Source organism: Synechococcus sp. R55.3, from assembly GCF_047461975.1.
Classification (GTDB): domain Bacteria; phylum Cyanobacteriota; class Cyanobacteriia; order Thermostichales; family Thermostichaceae; genus Thermostichus.
This window is the reverse complement of the sequence record NZ_JANSIG010000034.1, coordinates 13,721-28,772: the sequence shown is the minus strand read 5'-3', so window position 1 is coordinate 28,772 and position 15,052 is coordinate 13,721. Positions and strand designations below refer to the sequence as shown.

At 59.4% G+C, this 15,052-nt stretch carries 11 protein-coding genes; 5 read left to right on the top strand and 6 right to left on the bottom strand.

Annotated elements, in window-relative coordinates; all coding sequences use genetic code 11:
- Both NW849_RS07195 and NW849_RS07190 read left to right on the top strand, forming a co-directional pair.
- Window positions 1–342: hypothetical protein (locus NW849_RS07195; protein ID WP_414356883.1), on the top strand; the 342-nt coding region annotated here is incomplete at its 5' end.
- Between the two features lie 37 nt (window positions 343–379).
- Window positions 380–1,303, top strand: a complete 924-nt coding sequence (locus NW849_RS07190) for a fructosamine kinase family protein (RefSeq protein ID WP_414356882.1) — start codon at window positions 380–382, stop codon at window positions 1,301–1,303.
- 308 nt (window positions 1,304–1,611) lie between these two features.
- Here NW849_RS07190 and glyS read toward each other — a convergent pair whose 3' ends face one another.
- On the bottom strand, window positions 1,612–3,804 hold the full coding sequence (gene glyS / locus NW849_RS07185; protein WP_414356881.1) for a glycine--tRNA ligase subunit beta: 2,193 nt from the start codon (window positions 3,802–3,804) through the stop codon (window positions 1,612–1,614).
- A 173-nt stretch (window positions 3,805–3,977) separates the two neighbouring features.
- Window positions 3,978–6,062: a cation:proton antiporter gene (locus NW849_RS07180; RefSeq protein ID WP_414356879.1), complete on the bottom strand. Its 2,085-nt coding sequence runs from the start codon at window positions 6,060–6,062 to the stop codon at window positions 3,978–3,980.
- Window positions 6,063–6,336: 274 nt separating this feature from the next.
- Here NW849_RS07180 and NW849_RS07175 point away from each other — a divergent pair, with 274 nt between their 5' ends.
- Entirely contained in the window at window positions 6,337–7,980 is a 1,644-nt protein-coding gene (locus tag NW849_RS07175; protein ID WP_414356878.1) for a serine/threonine protein kinase, read from the top strand.
- A 97-nt stretch (window positions 7,981–8,077) separates the two neighbouring features.
- Here NW849_RS07175 and NW849_RS07170 read toward each other — a convergent pair whose 3' ends face one another.
- The 3 genes from NW849_RS07170 to NW849_RS07160 all read right to left on the bottom strand — a co-directional run bounded on the left by NW849_RS07170 (window position 8,078) and on the right by NW849_RS07160 (window position 11,293).
- Window positions 8,078–8,677, bottom strand: a complete 600-nt coding sequence (locus tag NW849_RS07170; protein WP_414356877.1) for a superoxide dismutase — start codon at window positions 8,675–8,677, stop codon at window positions 8,078–8,080.
- 264 nt (window positions 8,678–8,941) lie between these two features.
- Window positions 8,942–9,301, bottom strand: coding sequence for a hypothetical protein (locus tag NW849_RS07165; RefSeq protein ID WP_011434073.1), 360 nt, complete (start codon window positions 9,299–9,301; stop codon window positions 8,942–8,944).
- Between the two features lie 9 nt (window positions 9,302–9,310).
- The gene (locus NW849_RS07160; RefSeq protein ID WP_414356876.1) at window positions 9,311–11,293 is read right to left on the bottom strand and encodes a transglycosylase domain-containing protein; all 1,983 of its coding nucleotides are present in this window, start codon (window positions 11,291–11,293) and stop codon (window positions 9,311–9,313) included.
- 247 nt (window positions 11,294–11,540) lie between these two features.
- On the opposite strand from NW849_RS07160, the gene tyrS reads away from it, so the two are divergent.
- Window positions 11,541–12,737 (top strand): tyrosine--tRNA ligase, encoded by a 1,197-nt coding sequence (gene tyrS / locus NW849_RS07155; RefSeq protein WP_414356886.1) that lies wholly within the window; start codon window positions 11,541–11,543, stop codon window positions 12,735–12,737.
- 39 nt (window positions 12,738–12,776) lie between these two features.
- On the opposite strand, the gene NW849_RS07150 is transcribed toward tyrS, so the two are convergent.
- Window positions 12,777–13,487 (bottom strand): hypothetical protein, encoded by a 711-nt coding sequence (locus NW849_RS07150; protein WP_414330718.1) that lies wholly within the window; start codon window positions 13,485–13,487, stop codon window positions 12,777–12,779.
- 458 nt (window positions 13,488–13,945) lie between these two features.
- On the opposite strand from NW849_RS07150, the gene NW849_RS07145 reads away from it, so the two are divergent.
- On the top strand, window positions 13,946–15,004 hold the full coding sequence (locus NW849_RS07145; protein ID WP_414356875.1) for a vWA domain-containing protein: 1,059 nt from the start codon (window positions 13,946–13,948) through the stop codon (window positions 15,002–15,004).
- The last annotated feature ends 48 nt before the right edge of the window (window positions 15,005–15,052 follow it).

Below are 15,052 nucleotides of genomic sequence, written 5' to 3'. Positions count from 1 at the left end.
AACGAAAGGATCAACGGCGTCGAGGTCAAGCTCACCGAGAAAATCGATGGCATTGAGGCCCAGTTGAACGAAAGGATCAACGGCGTCGAGGTCAAGCTCACCGAGAAAATCGATGGCATTGAGGCCCAGTTGAACGAAAGGATTAACAGCGTCGAGGTCAAGCTCACCGAGAAAATTGATGGCATTGAGGCCCAGTTGAACGAAAGGATCAACGGGATGGAAGGCAAACTGAGCGAGAAGATGGACGGGATTGGCAAGCGCTTGGACAACCAGGAGTTCATCAGCCGAGGGGCAATTATTACCCTAGTGGGTGGTGTGCTTACAGGTCTGATGTCTGATTAAGTACCTGTTTTTCTCCGACAATTGACTTTGGCTGCTGATGCAAACTCTTTGGCAAACTATCGCCCAGCACCTTGCGGAAGCGACAGGGGATCCCTTACGGCCCCTGCAGTATCGTTCTGTGGGCGGGGGCAGCATCAACGCCACCTATCGGTTTTCTTGCGCTTCCCAAAACCCTCTTGCAGAAGGGGCAAGAGACTACTTTGTCAAATTGGCCCGTGGGGGAGAAAGAGCGCTGGAGATGTTTGCAGCGGAAGCTGCGGGCTTGCGAACCCTGGCGGCTGCCCAGGCCATTCGCGTACCTCAGCCCATTGTCTGGGGATCCGTAGGAGAGCAGGCCTACTTGGTGCTGGAATACCTGGAGCTAACCTCGCCCCGTCCGCACACTGCGGGTTTGTTGGGATCCCAGTTGGCCCAGTTGCACCGCACCCTATCCCCCAACGGCAGCTACGGTTGGGAGCGCGACAACACCATCGGCTCTACGCCTCAGATCAACAGTTGGCGGCAGAATTGGCCGGATTTTTATCGGGAACAGCGGCTGCTCTACCAGGTGAAATTGGCTTGCCAACAGGGGTATCGCGGCACGTGGGTGGCCCAAGCCGAACGGGTAATGGCGGAGCTGGAAGCCTTTTTTCAGGACTACAGGCCAGAACCCGCTCTGTTGCATGGAGATCTGTGGGGCGGCAACTACGGGGCCTTGGCCGATGGATCCCCGGTGATTTTCGATCCGGCCACCTACTACGGGGATCGAGAGACGGATCTGGCGATGACAGAACTGTTTGGCGGCTTTCCGCCGGAGTTCTATCGGGCTTATCAGCAGACCTATCCTTTGGATAAGGGATATCCTCACCGCAAGCCCCTCTACCAGCTCTACCACTGGCTCAACCATCTCAACCTGTTTGGAGAGGGCTACCTAGGCTCGGTGCAGCGGGCTTTGCAGCAGTGTTTGCAATTTCTTGGATAAATCGTATGGTTGTTCAGGTTAAGATGAGACGCCTGGGCTACTGATCGCGCCAGCGGGACGGAGTCCTTGAAAAACCTTCTAACCCCCTGCATTATTGCTCCGCAACGCTATTGCTCCGCAACGCTGACGCGAAGACGCGACCAACGGTTTAGGTGTGGGCACAGTGTTCTGAGTTTGAGTGGAAATGACGATATGTCCATTCCCAAGCCGTTCGCGCCAGTGGGACAGAGTCCTTGGGGGGTAGCTCTCTCTGGGAGAGAAGCTGGGGGTGAGGGGGATCTGTCTCGAAGTAAACTGATCTGAAACGGCTAGGGGGTCTTCTCCGGCGAGGATTCCCCTGCCATGACCACAGCCCCCATGTCCCCCAACAGGCGCGACTGGTTGCGCAATACCCCCAGCAAATTAAGCCGGTTGGCCCGCCGACCAGGATCCGGATCCATCACCAAAACGGCTTCAAAAAACTGAGCTACCTGAGGGGCTGCTGCTTGCAGAGCTTCCACCAAGGGGACAAAGTCTCCCTGAAGGGCTGGCTCCACCCCCAGGCGATAGACCTTCTGGCAAGCCTCGTACAACTCCCTTTCTGCCGCCTCCTGCAACTGGTCGGGATCCACGGCGGCTGCCGGATCCACCACGGCGTAGTCCAAGTCCCCTTGGGCTGCCAGGCGGGCGCAGCGATTGAGGGTGGGATAGAGATCCGCCAATTCCCCGGTGGCCCGCAGGTGTTGCAGGTACTCCGCCCGCAGCAAAGTCAAGGGCAGGTTGCCCAGGGCCCGCATGGTGAGCTCGGCCTTCTGGGGATCCTCCGCTTTGACCGACTCGGGATCCCCCACCACAGCCCTGACCAAGTCGTAATCAATCCGTTTTTCCTCCTGCAAAAGGGTCTGTATCCGTTGGGCCAAAAACTCCTGCAAGGCTCGCAAGGTGTGGACATCGCCAAAGGCATAGTCCTGCACCACGCTCTGCAACAGCAAGTTGAAGTCAAAAGTCCAGCCGGCATCCCAGGCAACCAGCACCAGGCTGTTGGCGGCCCGCCGCAGGGCAAAGCGATCCGAGGAGCCGGTGGGGATCCGCCCCAAGCGAAACATGCCCACCAAGGTATCCAGGCGATCTGCCCAGCCCACCACCCGCCCCGTCAGTGCTGTGGGCAAAGCGTCCCCCGCTCCCAAAGGCCAGTAGTGTTGCTCAATCCCCTCGGCTACCGCCTCCGGTTCCCCATCCTGCCGAGCGTAGTCGGCCCCCATGATCCCCTGCAGCTCCGGGAACTCGTACACCATTTGGGTAACTAGATCCGCTTTGCACAGTTGGGCGGTGCGCTCCACCAGCGCTTGTTCCTGGGCATCCAAGTTCAGGGCAGCGGCAATGAGGCGGCTGATGTGGCGGATGCGCTCCACCTTGTCCCGCATGGATCCCAGCCCCTCAGCAAAGGCGACTGCCTGTAGGCGCTCCACCCGCTCCGCCAAAGGGATCCGCCGATCCTCTTCGTAGAAAAAGCGGGCATCCGCCAGGCGCGCCCGCACCACACGGCTGTTGCCTGCCCCGATCCGCTCCGATTGCCGGGGGTCGCCGTTGGAGATGGTGATGAAATAGGGCAGCAATTTTCTGGGATCCCGGCCATCCCGTACCGGGAAATAGCGTTGGTGGATGATCATCACCGTCTCGATCACCGCCGGCGGCAGGCGCAAAAATTCCGGCTCAAAACGCCCCAAAACCGCCGTCGGCCACTCCACCAAGTGCACCACCTCCCGCAGCAAAGGAGCAGGGATCTGGGCTTCCCCATTCACTTGCCTGGCCAGCTTGGTCACCTCAGCCTGAATGTATGCCTCTCGCGCTGTTGGATCGGGGCTGACCCCCGCCTCTTGCATTTGCTGAACGTAGCTCTCGGCCCGCTCCAGAGTGACCTGCTGGGATCCCAAAACGCGGTGCCCCCGGCTAACCCGCCCGGCCACCAAGCCCGGCATGGTATTGCCCTCGTGGGTCGGCAGCAGCAAAGGCAGCACCTGATCATCCCAAAGGGAGACCAGCCAGCGAATGGGGCGCGGAAACTTCAGATCCCCGCAGGCCCAGCGCATCAGCCGTTCCCCACTCAAGTTGGTAATCCAGGCGGGTGCCAATTCTTGGAGCACGGCTGCCGTCGGTCGGCCCCGCACCCGCTGCACCGCAAACACAAAGGATCCCTTGCCCACTTGCCGGATTTCCAGGCTGCCGGGATCCACCCCTTGTTTTTGGGCAAATTTTTCCCCGGCAGGAGTGAGCTGGCCATCTTGGTAGGCGACCTGAACCGGTGGCCCTTTCACCTCTAGGGTGCGATCCGGCTGCTGGGTGGGCAACCCCTGCAACAGAACCGCCAGGCGGCGCGGCGTACCGAAAAGCTGCATCTGCTCCGCTTGCAGATGAGCCTCCGCCAAAGAGGCCGGGATCCCGGTTCGCCACTGCTCTAGGGCCGAATCCACAAAACTGGCCGGGAGTTCCTCACAGCCGACTTCCAGCAAATAGGCAACCATACTCCTGTGCTCCGTAGGGTACCATCCCCACTTCCTCAATCAACATAGTCTATGGCTCTGGGCCTCCCTTCTGGCTCACGATGGTTCCGAAGCCGGGGTATCCCAGTTTACCAGGGGAGCTGGGGCGGAGTTGAGACAAGAGCTCAAATCCGCCAGACAACACTCCAAAGCCATCACTGCCAAGTTGACTCTGTAGCGGCAAGAGCCCCCTCTCCTTGGCGCAAGGGATAGGCCGAGTCCCGTGGCAAATGCACCACGATGATGGGAAGGCTGGGTCGGTTGCGGGCGATGGTCTCCGGCTCTCGGCCCAGACGCGACCGGTTGCCGGTTTCGCTGGGAACCAATACCAACACATCTCCTGGCTGCAGCGCTTTGAAGGCTTCCGCCACCACCCCCCCCTGCACCCGCTGAACCGGCAGGTGAGCATAGCTTTCTGCCACCAAGGCTGGGGAGCTTTTCCGCCCAGGTCGGGTTTGCATCAGCAGAATCTGCAAACCTGCTTTCAATTCGCCGGCCAGCGTTTGCGCCAGCCCAATGGTCTGCTGCAGGGATCCGGGAGAGACCTCCAGCTCCGGTGCAACCAAGAGGATGCGGCGCGCCGTCTCGATGGGTACCGGAAACCGCGTGATCAACACTGGGATCCCCACCTGCCGCACCACCGCGTCGATGATGCTGCCGAAAAAGTTCTCTGTATAGGTGGAGTAGCCCTTCCAGCCCAGGATCACCAAGGTCGCCTGACGTTCCGCCGCCGAGCGAATGATCCCTTTTTCCACCGAGTCATCCACCCGCCGAATCGGCTCCACTCGGGTCACGGCGCTGTGGGCCAGAGCTTCTGCAAAGGTCAACAACTGCTCTTGCCGAGCCAGGGCTGCCGGCGAGATCCCAGCACGGTCAGACAAAACATGCAGCGGCAGCAGCGTTCCCCCGCCCTTTTTGGCCAAAATCAACGCCAACTGCAGCAGGTTGCTTTCGGTATCCGGGTTGGCCACCGGCACCAAGACGCGAGCTCCCCAATCTGGCTTGGGCAATTCAGTGGACTCTGCCGCCACTTCGGCTGGCTGCATTTGCTCTCCCCAGCGGGCCACAATCCAAGGCGAGGCAACACAGGTCACCAGGATCATGGCAATGGTGCCGTTCACCGTCAGCTCATCCACCAACTCCACCTGAAAAGCCACCGTGATCGCCGCCAGGGTAGCCGCCGCCTGAGCCATCGACAAACCGAACATGATCATCGTGCTGGCAAAGCGCCAGCCAAACAGTTGGGCCGGGATCCAAGCGGCCAGAAACTTGCTCACCACCTCCGCTGCGATCATCACCCCTCCCACCAGCAGCGAGCGCGGCTCTCCCAAGAGAATGCCGGGATTGATCAGCATCCCCACCGAGATCAAGAAAAAAGGCACAAACAGGGTGTTGCCGATAAACTGGATCCGGTTCATCAGGGGGCTGAGCTGGGGGATGATGGGGGTAATGGCCGTCCCGGCCAGAAAGGCTCCCACCACCGGCTCAATGCCGATCAACCCCGCTCCGTAGGCCACCACAAACAAAGTGGCGATCACGAAAGTAAACTCTGCTCCCTCGTCGTGACCAAAGCGTTGAAAGAACCAACTGCCCAGCTTAGGCACCCCCCACAGGGTGGCAAACGTGTAGAGGGCAATGGAAGGGATCAACGTCAGCCAAAAGCGCAGCGACAGCTCCCCTTGGTGGGCGCGCACCACCACCGCCAGCACCAACAAAGCCAGGACATTCGTGATAAGGGTGGCCCCCAAAGTTGCCCTCACCGTCTGCAGGCGCATCAACCCCAGCTTCGAGATGATGGGCAGACCGATCAGGGTGTGAGAGGCAAAACAAGAGGCCACCAGCACCGCCGCCAGAAAGCCATACCCAATGGCCAACATGGCTGCTGTGCCGATGAGCATGGGCAACAGAAAGGTGAGCGCCCCGAAGATGGTGGCCTTCCCGGCATTGAGCTTCAAATCTTCCAGACTGGTCTCCAGCCCCGCCATGAACATGAGAAACAACAGCCCCACCGTGCCCAGCAGGATGATGGTCTCATCCCGCCGCAAGATGCCCAAGCCGTAGGGCCCCACCACCAGCCCAGCCAAGATTAACCCGATGATCCCCGGCAGGCGCAGCCGCTCAAATAGCAAGGGAGCCACCAGCATGATGGTCAGGATGATCAAAAACACCAGCACCGGATTCTCAACAGGGCCGATCAGGGCTAGAGGGATCCCCGAAATTTGCAGCCAGTGAGCCAGCATAAATACCCGACAGACAGCGATAACAGACCCGGCAAAGCGCCCGCATGAGTCTATCAGATCCCTCCAGATCCAAGTAGCTCTCGATGCCCCACAGACTTTGTCCGGCCTTCAATTACTGGCAGGGCGTTTAATAAGTATTCAAAAGTAAGTACATCAGACACATTAAGACACATTAAGCAGTGAAAACAGCTTGGCAGTAGTGCCCAGAGAAAGGCGGGAGAAACCCCCGAGAAACACGCATTAGAATCAGAGGGTACATGCTCCTAGGCTGCCTATGCACCAGCTTGCTCCTGGAAAAGTGATCGGCCAGCGCTATCAACTGGTTCACAGCATTGCAGCAGGTGGCATGGGGCGGGTGTTCAAGGCTGTCGATACGCGCCTGTTCAACCGTCCGGTGGCGGTCAAGCTGTTGCACCAAAACTTAGCAGGCGATGACAACACCCGACGCCAGTTGCACAAACGTTTTCAGCAGGAAATTCGCATCAGCACGTTGTTGGGGGAGCACCCTGCCATTGTCAAGGTATTGGACTATGGCCTAGAGAACGACCAACCTTACCTGGTGATGGAATACCTAACGGGGCGCAGTTTGGGGGAGCTAATGCTCAAGCAGCCGGTGCTGCCGCCTCAACAGGTGGTGAGGATGGCCCGCCAAGTATGCGCCGGTCTCTATTACGCCCACAACCTGGAGACTGAGCAGGATGGCCATCTCATCAAGGGGGTGATCCATCGCGACATCAAACCCAGCAACCTCTTCGTCCTAAAAGATGAAACGTTGGGGGAGACCGTCAAAATCTTGGATTTCGGCATTGCCAAGCTCCTCAGCGACGTTTCCCTTGCCCTTGGCACCCAGACCACCGGCTTTTTGGGTACGGTGCGCTATGCCTCTCCCGAACAGCTGCGCGGGGAAGCCCTGGATGCCCGCTCGGATATCTACTCGCTTGGCGTAGTGCTCTACCGCATGTTGACCGGGCAACAACCTCTGCGACCCAAGAGCGATTCTTTCCCCGGCTGGTACGAGGCCCACAATTACCAACAGCCTCAGCCCTTCGATCGCTCGAATTTGCCCTATGAGATTCCGCTGCAGCTGGAACAGGTGGTGCTCTCCTGTCTGGCCAAAGATCCCGACCAGCGGCCCCAAGATATGAAGGTTCTCAGCGCCCAATTGGAGGGATCCCTGCACTCCCAGAGCGCTGCCAGCTCTTCCCTCGCGCCCCCCCCAACCGCACCCATCTTCTCCGAGCGCACCCTGGCGGCGGTGGATGCAGGGCAGTCGGGCACACACCTGCTCAGTACCCAGGCAGAGCCCGAGGCCAAGCCGTTTCCCCTCTGGGCTGGGATAGCCCTTTTTGTGGCCATTGCGGGGAGCACCTTCTGGGGCCTGCGTCTGCTGTTGGATCCGGGCCCAGGCAGCGAAAGACCGCCTGCTGCCCCCGAACGCCCCCTTCCAGTCGGCGGTGCAGAGCACCCTGAGCGGGATCCCTCAGCCACTCCTGAACCTCTGCTGGACTGGCTGCCGCGGGATCCGGAGGGTGAACTGGTGTTTGAGGATGATCCTGCCCCCGATCCGGGAATGGGTGAGTCTGCAAGCGAGCCCACACCCAGGCCGGAGGCAACTTCAGGGGCAGTGTCCCCTACTCCTCAGCCCCCCGCTCCAACTCGGCAGGTGTCCCCTCCCACTCCAGTGCCTGCTGTGCCTCCACCCCGACCGGTTGCCGTGCCCACGCCCGCTGCTCCACCTTCTCCAGCCCCTGTCCCGGCCAAGCCTCTCCCGCCGCCGCCCATCAACCAACCCCTGTTCCCCCAGATGAACCGGGTTGCTCCAACTCCTGCTCCCCCTGCAGCACCCCCAACCCAACCTCCCACCCCTGGCTTTCTGGAGCGGTTGCGCGAGGAGCGAGAACGCTTGGGGAAAGACTAGGCGCAAAAAAGGGATCCACAAGGATCCCTCCGCAAAAAGCTACGCGAGGCTAGTCCTCGATGGGATCCCCCGTCAAGGGATCCCAGAACAGGTAGAGTCAGGCGGCAGCCAGCCGGGCATTGGCGGCATCCCAGTTCACCAGGTGCTCCAGGTAGGCGCTGATGAAGTCAGGCCGCCGGTTTTGGTAATCCAGGTAGTAGGCGTGCTCCCACACATCCAAGGTGAGCAGGGGCGTTTGGCCGTAAACCAGGGGGTTTTCGGCATTGGGGGTTTTGGTGACCTTCAGGGTGCCGTTGTCCAGCACCAGCCAGGCCCAACCGCTGCCAAATTGGGTGGCAGCCGCCGTCTTGAAAGCCTCGACAAACTTGTCGTAGCTGCCGAAATCGGCGTTGATCTTGTCGGCAATAGGCCCGGTAGGCGCACCTCCCCCGCCCGGCTTCATGGATTCCCAGAAAAAGGTGTGATTCCAAACTTGGGCAGCATTGTTGAAGATACCCACTTTGCTGGGATCCCCAAAGGTGGCTTTGATGATCTCCTCCAGAGACTTGTTGGCCAGATCGGTGCCCTCGATGAGCTTGTTCAGGTTGGCTACGTAGGCTGCGTGGTGCTTGCCGTGGTGGTAGGAGAAAGTTTCTGCCGACATGTAGGGCTTCAGCGCGTCAGCAGGATAGGGCAGAGCCGGGAGTTCAAAAGCCATAATCGTCTGTCCTCTGTGTCTTGTGCAAGGAATGCAAGAAAGAACGCGGTGAAGGGTCAGGAGAACCAGAAAAAGGCGTTACCTTTCTTTGCAGTCTTAGTGTAACTCAGAATCACTACGCTTTGGGATCCCTTGGACACCTCGATTCCGGTTGGAACCCTGCTCGACCCCAGAGAGGTGGAATCGCGGCTGTCTCAGCGCAATTGCCGATAACCACTTGTTGGCCAGCGGTTGGAAAAGCGAGATCGTCCCGGCTGGAAAGCGCTAACGGGATCCCTCCCGCAACAGCTCGATCAGCAGGGGAGCGACATCCCTGAGCAGGGGGATCAAAACAGCCGTGATGGCGGCAATGGTAACCACATTGCGGGTGAAGTTGAGGGTATCGCGGCTGAGCTGGAAAAACCGCTCGTCCCAGCGTTTGACCTCGGCCTCCAGACGTTCTTCGGCGCCAGCAATGCGTTCCTCGGCTCTGGCAATGCGCTCCTCGGCCCTGGCAATGCGCTCCTCGGTGCCGGCAATGGTTTGCAGCACCTCTTGGTTCTGTCGGGTCAGTTGGGCGATGGCCTGGGCATTGGCCTCCACCGTGCGCTCGATACGCGCCAGCCGCTCTTCGCTGTAGGTCATGGATCCCCCCTAGGGACGACGGAACTGATGCGGGCTGGGAAAGTCCTGGGGTGGGATCCCTTGGAGAGCCTCGGTCATAAAGCGCTTCCAAGTGGGGGCCACAAAAGCGCCTCCTGCCGTACCCGGCAGCATGGGGGAGTTGTTGTCGTTGCCGATCCAAATGGCGGTAGACAGTTGCGGCACATAGCCGATGAACCAAGCGTCGCGGAAATCAGAGGTGGTGCCGGTTTTGCCGGCTACAGGTCGCCCATCGTCCAGACGAGCTGCCCTCCCGGTGCCTTGGGTCACTACCCCTTTGAGGATTTGGTTGAGCACCGCCACCGCCCAGGGATCCAAAACCCGCTCCGGCTGGGGCCTGGCCTCGAAGAGGATTTGGCCGTTGCGATCCACCACCTGGGCCAAGAGGGTCGGCTCCACCCGATATCCGCTATTGGCAAAGACCGCATAGCTGGCCGCCATCTCCAGGGGGCTGACGCTGGCCGAGCCCAGAGCTGTAGCCAAGTTGGGAAACATCTCGGCACTGATGCCGGTGGCCTGAGCCGCTGCGATGACGTTGCGGATCCCAACATCATCGGCCAACTTGACCGTGGGCACGTTGCGGGAGAGCTCCAAAGCCCGAGCAAAGGTGAGGGGGCCATAAAAGGTGTTGTCGTAGTTTTTCGGGCTGTAGGGCGGCGAGCCGGGATAGGTGACGGGGGTATCTTCCAAAATGCTGCCGGGTGAATAGCGCCCGCTGGCCAGAGCTGCGTAGTATACGTAAGGCTTGAAGGTGGATCCCGTTTGGCGAAACGCCTGGGTGGCGCGGTTAAATTGGCCCCGCTGAGCGTTGATCCCGCCCACAATGGCTTTCACATAGCCGGTACGGGGATCCACTGCCGCCAAAGCCATTTGATCGGCACGACGAGCTGCCCCAATGCGGGGGCCATCTTCATTGACAATGCGCTGGGCAAGGCGCTGCAGACGCAGATCGATGGTGGACTGAACCCGCAGACCTCCTTGCATTAGAGCTTGTTCCCCATAGCGGCGCCGCAGCTCCGCCTCAATGGCGTCGGTAACTGCTGGGGCGTTACTTTGAAAGGAGGTAATGCGGCCTAAGGTCAGCTTTTGCTCCCGCGCCGCCTGGGCTTCCTCGGGGGTAATCCACTTCAGCTCCACCAGACGATCCAGCACCAGGTGTTGCCGCCGTTTGGCTCCCTCCAGGTTGCGAAAGGGGCTGAGGGTTTCCGGGGCCGGCAGGATCCCAGCCAACATCGCCGCTTCAGCCAAGTTCAGTTCAGACGCATCCTTGTTGAAGTAGCTGCGGGCCGCCGCCTGGATGCCGTAGAGATTGTGCCCCCAGTACACCTGGTTGAGGTACATCTCCAGGATCTCGTCTTTGCTGAAGACTTGCTCTAGACGCACCGCCAACACGATCTCGGCGACTTTACGGCTGAGGGTACGCTCCGGCCTCAAAAACAGGTTCTTGACCAACTGCATTGTCAGGGTGGATCCCCCTCCCGCCGAGCCTATACCCCCCTCTACACTGCCCAGGATCGCCCGGCCCAAGCTGACCGGATTAATGCCTGGATGGGTGTAGAAGTGGCTGTCTTCAATGGCCAGCAAAGCCTTTTTCATTTCCGGTGAGACCTGTTCAAGGGAGATCACTTCTCGGTTGGCCTCCCCGTGTAGGCTGGCAATGGGCTCGCCCCGAATATCGACAATGTGGGTGGTGGCAATGGGCACGTAATCCCGCAATTGATGCACATCCGGCAAGTTGCGAAAGCTGATGGCCAACCCCACCAATCCGGCAGCCGTTGCTGTGGATCCCAAGAGCAGGGATCCCAGCAACAGATTGCCCACCACACCGGCAACCTGGGCAATCCGGGAGGGGCGGGTGGGTGGGGTATAGTCGGCATGCTCGTCAAACCCCGATCCGGAAAAAGGGGAATTGGAGACACGCTCCAACCCCGGCTTTCTCGCCCGGCGGGCCAATGGTCTGCGACCGTAGGTCACGTCAAAAACCCTGTCACGTCCGTGTTGCAAAGCAACAACAAGCCAGACCCATTATAGGGCGGCGTCTATTGGGGCAGCAGGATGGCCAACCCTGCCCATCGACAACTCCAACCGGGCTAGGGGGAGAAGATCTTGAGTTGAGAATCGAGCATCTTTTGCGTGGGCTTAAAATGGCTCATGGGTTCAGCCGGAGGAGCAGGATTTGAGTTTATCGTCAGCCTCAGTTTCGCCAACGTACCGGGATCCGTTGATAGCCCAAATTGTTGAGCGGGGGGTGGCCGAGATCTTTCCAGGAGGAGCTGCTGCCCTGGCGGAGCGCTTGGCGCAAGCGGATCGTCCCCTGCGGGTGAAGCTGGGCATCGATCCCACCCGACCGGATCTACACCTGGGCCATTCAGTGGTGTTGCGCAAGTTGCGCCAGTTCCAGGATGCGGGCCATGTGGCCATTTTGCTCATCGGGGACTTCACGGCGCTGGTCGGGGATCCCACCGGCCAATCGGAGGCCCGTCCCCGCCTCACCCCAGCAGAAGTGGAGGAAAACGCCCGCACCTATCTGGAGCAGGCCGGCAAGATCTTGGATTTTGAGACCCCTGGCCGGCTGGAGGTGCGCCGCAACAGCGAGTGGCTGGCCCACCTGACTCTCAGCGAGCTGATCGAACTCCAGGCCCAGATGACGGTGGGGCAGATGCTGGCCAAAGAAGACTTTGCCCAGCGCTACCGAGCTGGAACGCCAATTTATCTGCACGAATTTCTCTATCCCCTCCTGCAGGGCTACGACTCGGTGGCTCTGGCAGCCGACGTAGAACTGGGGGGAACCGACCAGCGCTTTAACCTGCTCACCGGGCGAGATCTGCAAATCTGGAAGGGCCAAGCGCCGCAGTTCTGCGTGACGGTGCCGCTTTTGGAGGGGCTGGACGGGTACCAGAAAATGTCCAAGTCCAAAAACAACTACGTGGGCCTGACCGAGGATCCCCTCACCATGTACTCCAAGCTGGAGAAGGTGCCGGATCACCTGGTGGAGCGCTACTTTGAGTTGCTCACCTCAGTGCCCCTTGCCGAGCTGCCGCAGGATCCCCGCCAGCGGCAGATCCTCCTAGCCAAGACCCTAGTGGCCCAGTTTCACTCCCCTGCAGCGGCAGAAGAGGCCCAGCGCACCGCTCAAGCGTTGGTGCTAGAAGGTAGCCTTGCGGAAACGGGATCCATCCCCACCTTTGCCATCGATGGGTTGTCTTACCCTGTTAAACTCAGCTACATCCTGCGTGAGTGTGGCCTGTGCAAGAGTGCCGCCGAGGCCCGTCGGCAGATTCAAGGGGGCGCCGTGCGGCTGGATGGGCAAAAGGTGGAGGATCCCGACCTGGAGTTTGCCCATGCCTCGGAGCTGGCCGGGCGGATTTTGCAGGTGGGCAAAAAGGCCTTTCGTCGGCTAGTGAAAGGCGCAGATTAGTCTTCCCCTCTCCCTGTGGGAAAGGGGTGAGGGGATCCATCAACGGGCAGGCTTGAAGCCGAGTCCGGTTTTTTTCTGCCTGGTCTTGGCTGGGGGATCGGACAGAGGAGAAGCTGACGAAGTTGGCGGGAAAACGGGCTCCGGTTTGGGCCGGATCGAGCCCGCCTCGGCTACTGCCTCAGAGAGCTTTTGCCGCACCAGCTCCTGAGTCTCCAAAATGTTGGGATCCGCCGCCCATTCCGGGGCCTCTCGAACGGGATCATCCTCGGAGGTGAACTCCAGGTCGTAGGTCTCGGCGCGGTAATCGAGGCTGAAGCATTCCCAAGCCCGCAGACTGTAAAAATAGGGGAACAAACGCACAATGCGCTCAATATCCAGGTGCGCAGCAAAGCGACGAAAAGCCTCTTCTTCAGAAACCGGGAAAGGGGCGTAGTGTTCTGAAACAAACCACCGCAAGAACTTCCGCGCCTCTGGGATGATCTGCTGAGCAGGCAGGGATCCCAGCACCGCTGCGTTGAAGCAGTTGACCAACAGGTGCTCCAGCATTACCGCGTTGTACTCGGCAAAGCAAGTTTGCTCGCGGCTTTCCACCGGCTGCCAGGGCATGTTGCCGTTGGCGGCAATGAGCAGGTGAACCAGGTCATGGGAGGGGTTGGTTTGGATGTAGCCGTGCCCCTCCAACTTGGCGCCATCGCAGCTAAAGAGCTGGTGTTGGGGGCTCCAATAGAACTTGAGTTGCTTTGCCGCCATGTTCAGTTCTCCTCCTCACCCAGGGGATCCTTTTAGAGCTTACACCTGCACTGATGAGCTGCTATGAACTATAGGCCACGGAGGAGAGCGCCGGCTTATTTGACAATTGGTCAGCGAGAACGCTTGCCACAAGTGGCAAAACAAAGGGGTCTTTATCTCGAAGCAATTCTCGGAGCAGACAGGCTTTAGCCGCCCTACTAGGCTCAAAGCTGAGACCCGCTGTGCTCGCATTGTGAAAAAAGATTGAAAAAAGATGAACTCGAGATCCTCTAACTGCAGTAAAAATCTTTAAGCCTACACCAAGCGCTACAGTAGCTTTCAGAATTACTGGGTGGTATTGTAACTCCGTACTTTCATGCCACCCCACTATGCTTGCACTGGCAGCTGCAATGACTGTAAAAATACAGCCCGGTCAAGTAAAAAGCCAAAAAGCTGGTTGGCTGCTTCTCCTGGTGCTCGTGGGAAGCTGCCTTGTCGGCTGTGGCTCTTCTGGCGGTACAGGCATTGAGCCGTCGGCTGTGGGATCCCAAGCTCGCCTGACGTTCAATGGCGCTCTGACCCGCTCCTTTTCTGGCACACAAGGGGAAATGGAGTTCAACCTTGCCCTCTTGCAAGGCGGGGATCCGCCCCAACCGGTAACCCAGCTCTCCGCCGGCCAGGTCAGCTTGCAGGTGAACCGGGTAACCGATTTGCTAGGGATCCCGCAGCCGGTAGCCTTGACCCTGACACCCACCCGGATCGAGAACCCCCCGTCGGATCTGGCTCAGCGGCCTTTGCTCATGGCTGTGCTGATGGATGGCTCAGGCAGCCTGTTGGTCTTGGATCCCCAATCTCGGCGCTTCCTGGCTGTTTTTCGGCTCCTGGATCAATTTCGCCCTGCACTCCTGGATCTGGGCGCCATTCTGCGCTTTGACAACCGGGGAGCAGGCTTTGGCGTTACAGCCCTGGGGCAGCCTCTGCGCACGGCTCAGCTGTTGCAAGACTTCACCAGCGACAAAGAGCTACTGAGACGAGGGGTTTTGCGTGCTGTTCCCGGAGGGAACACCGCCCTTTACGATGCCACGGTAGAAGCCGGGCGTTTCTTGAGCGACTTTCGGCCCACCGAGCGTTTCAACCGCCGCTTGGTGGTATTCACCGATGGGATTGACAACGAAAGCACCCGCTCCATCAACCAAGCTACTCAGGAGCTGACAACTTTGGCCAGAGAGCGAGGACAAAAACTCACCGTGTATGTGGTTGGGTTGGGGGTCGATTTGAATCTTCTGGAGTTACAGCGTCTGGCTGCAGCTACTGAGGGGACTTTTGTGCTGGCACGGTTTTCTGAAGGGCTGGAAGCTCCCTTTGCCAACTTATTCCCTGCTGCTATTGGGGAGCACCGCCTGCAAATGAGGGTGCAAAGCAATGTTCCGCTATCTGCTGGTTCTTATCTTCTCAGTGGCGAGCTGAGAGTTGAGAGAGAAGGCAGCCGTTTTGTGGCGCCATTCAGCGACGCTGTTCTCACGGTGGGATCCCGCTAGAGTCATTCCGCAGGCTGACAACATCCTTAATCGAGAGCGAGGCGATAA

Excerpts from the sequence above, each read along its gene's own strand:
- NW849_RS07190 (WP_414356882.1), top strand. The coding sequence starts at position 380 with ATGCAAACTCTTTGGCAAACTATCGCCCAGCACCTTGCGGAAGCGACA.
- glyS (WP_414356881.1), bottom strand. The coding sequence starts at position 3,804 with ATGGTTGCCTATTTGCTGGAAGTCGGCTGTGAGGAACTCCCGGCCAGT.
- NW849_RS07180 (WP_414356879.1), bottom strand. The coding sequence starts at position 6,062 with ATGCTGGCTCACTGGCTGCAAATTTCGGGGATCCCTCTAGCCCTGATC.
- NW849_RS07175 (WP_414356878.1), top strand. The coding sequence starts at position 6,337 with ATGCACCAGCTTGCTCCTGGAAAAGTGATCGGCCAGCGCTATCAACTG.
- NW849_RS07170 (WP_414356877.1), bottom strand. The coding sequence starts at position 8,677 with ATGGCTTTTGAACTCCCGGCTCTGCCCTATCCTGCTGACGCGCTGAAG.
- NW849_RS07165 (WP_011434073.1), bottom strand. The coding sequence starts at position 9,301 with ATGACCTACAGCGAAGAGCGGCTGGCGCGTATCGAGCGCACGGTGGAG.
- NW849_RS07150 (WP_414330718.1), bottom strand. The coding sequence starts at position 13,487 with ATGGCGGCAAAGCAACTCAAGTTCTATTGGAGCCCCCAACACCAGCTC.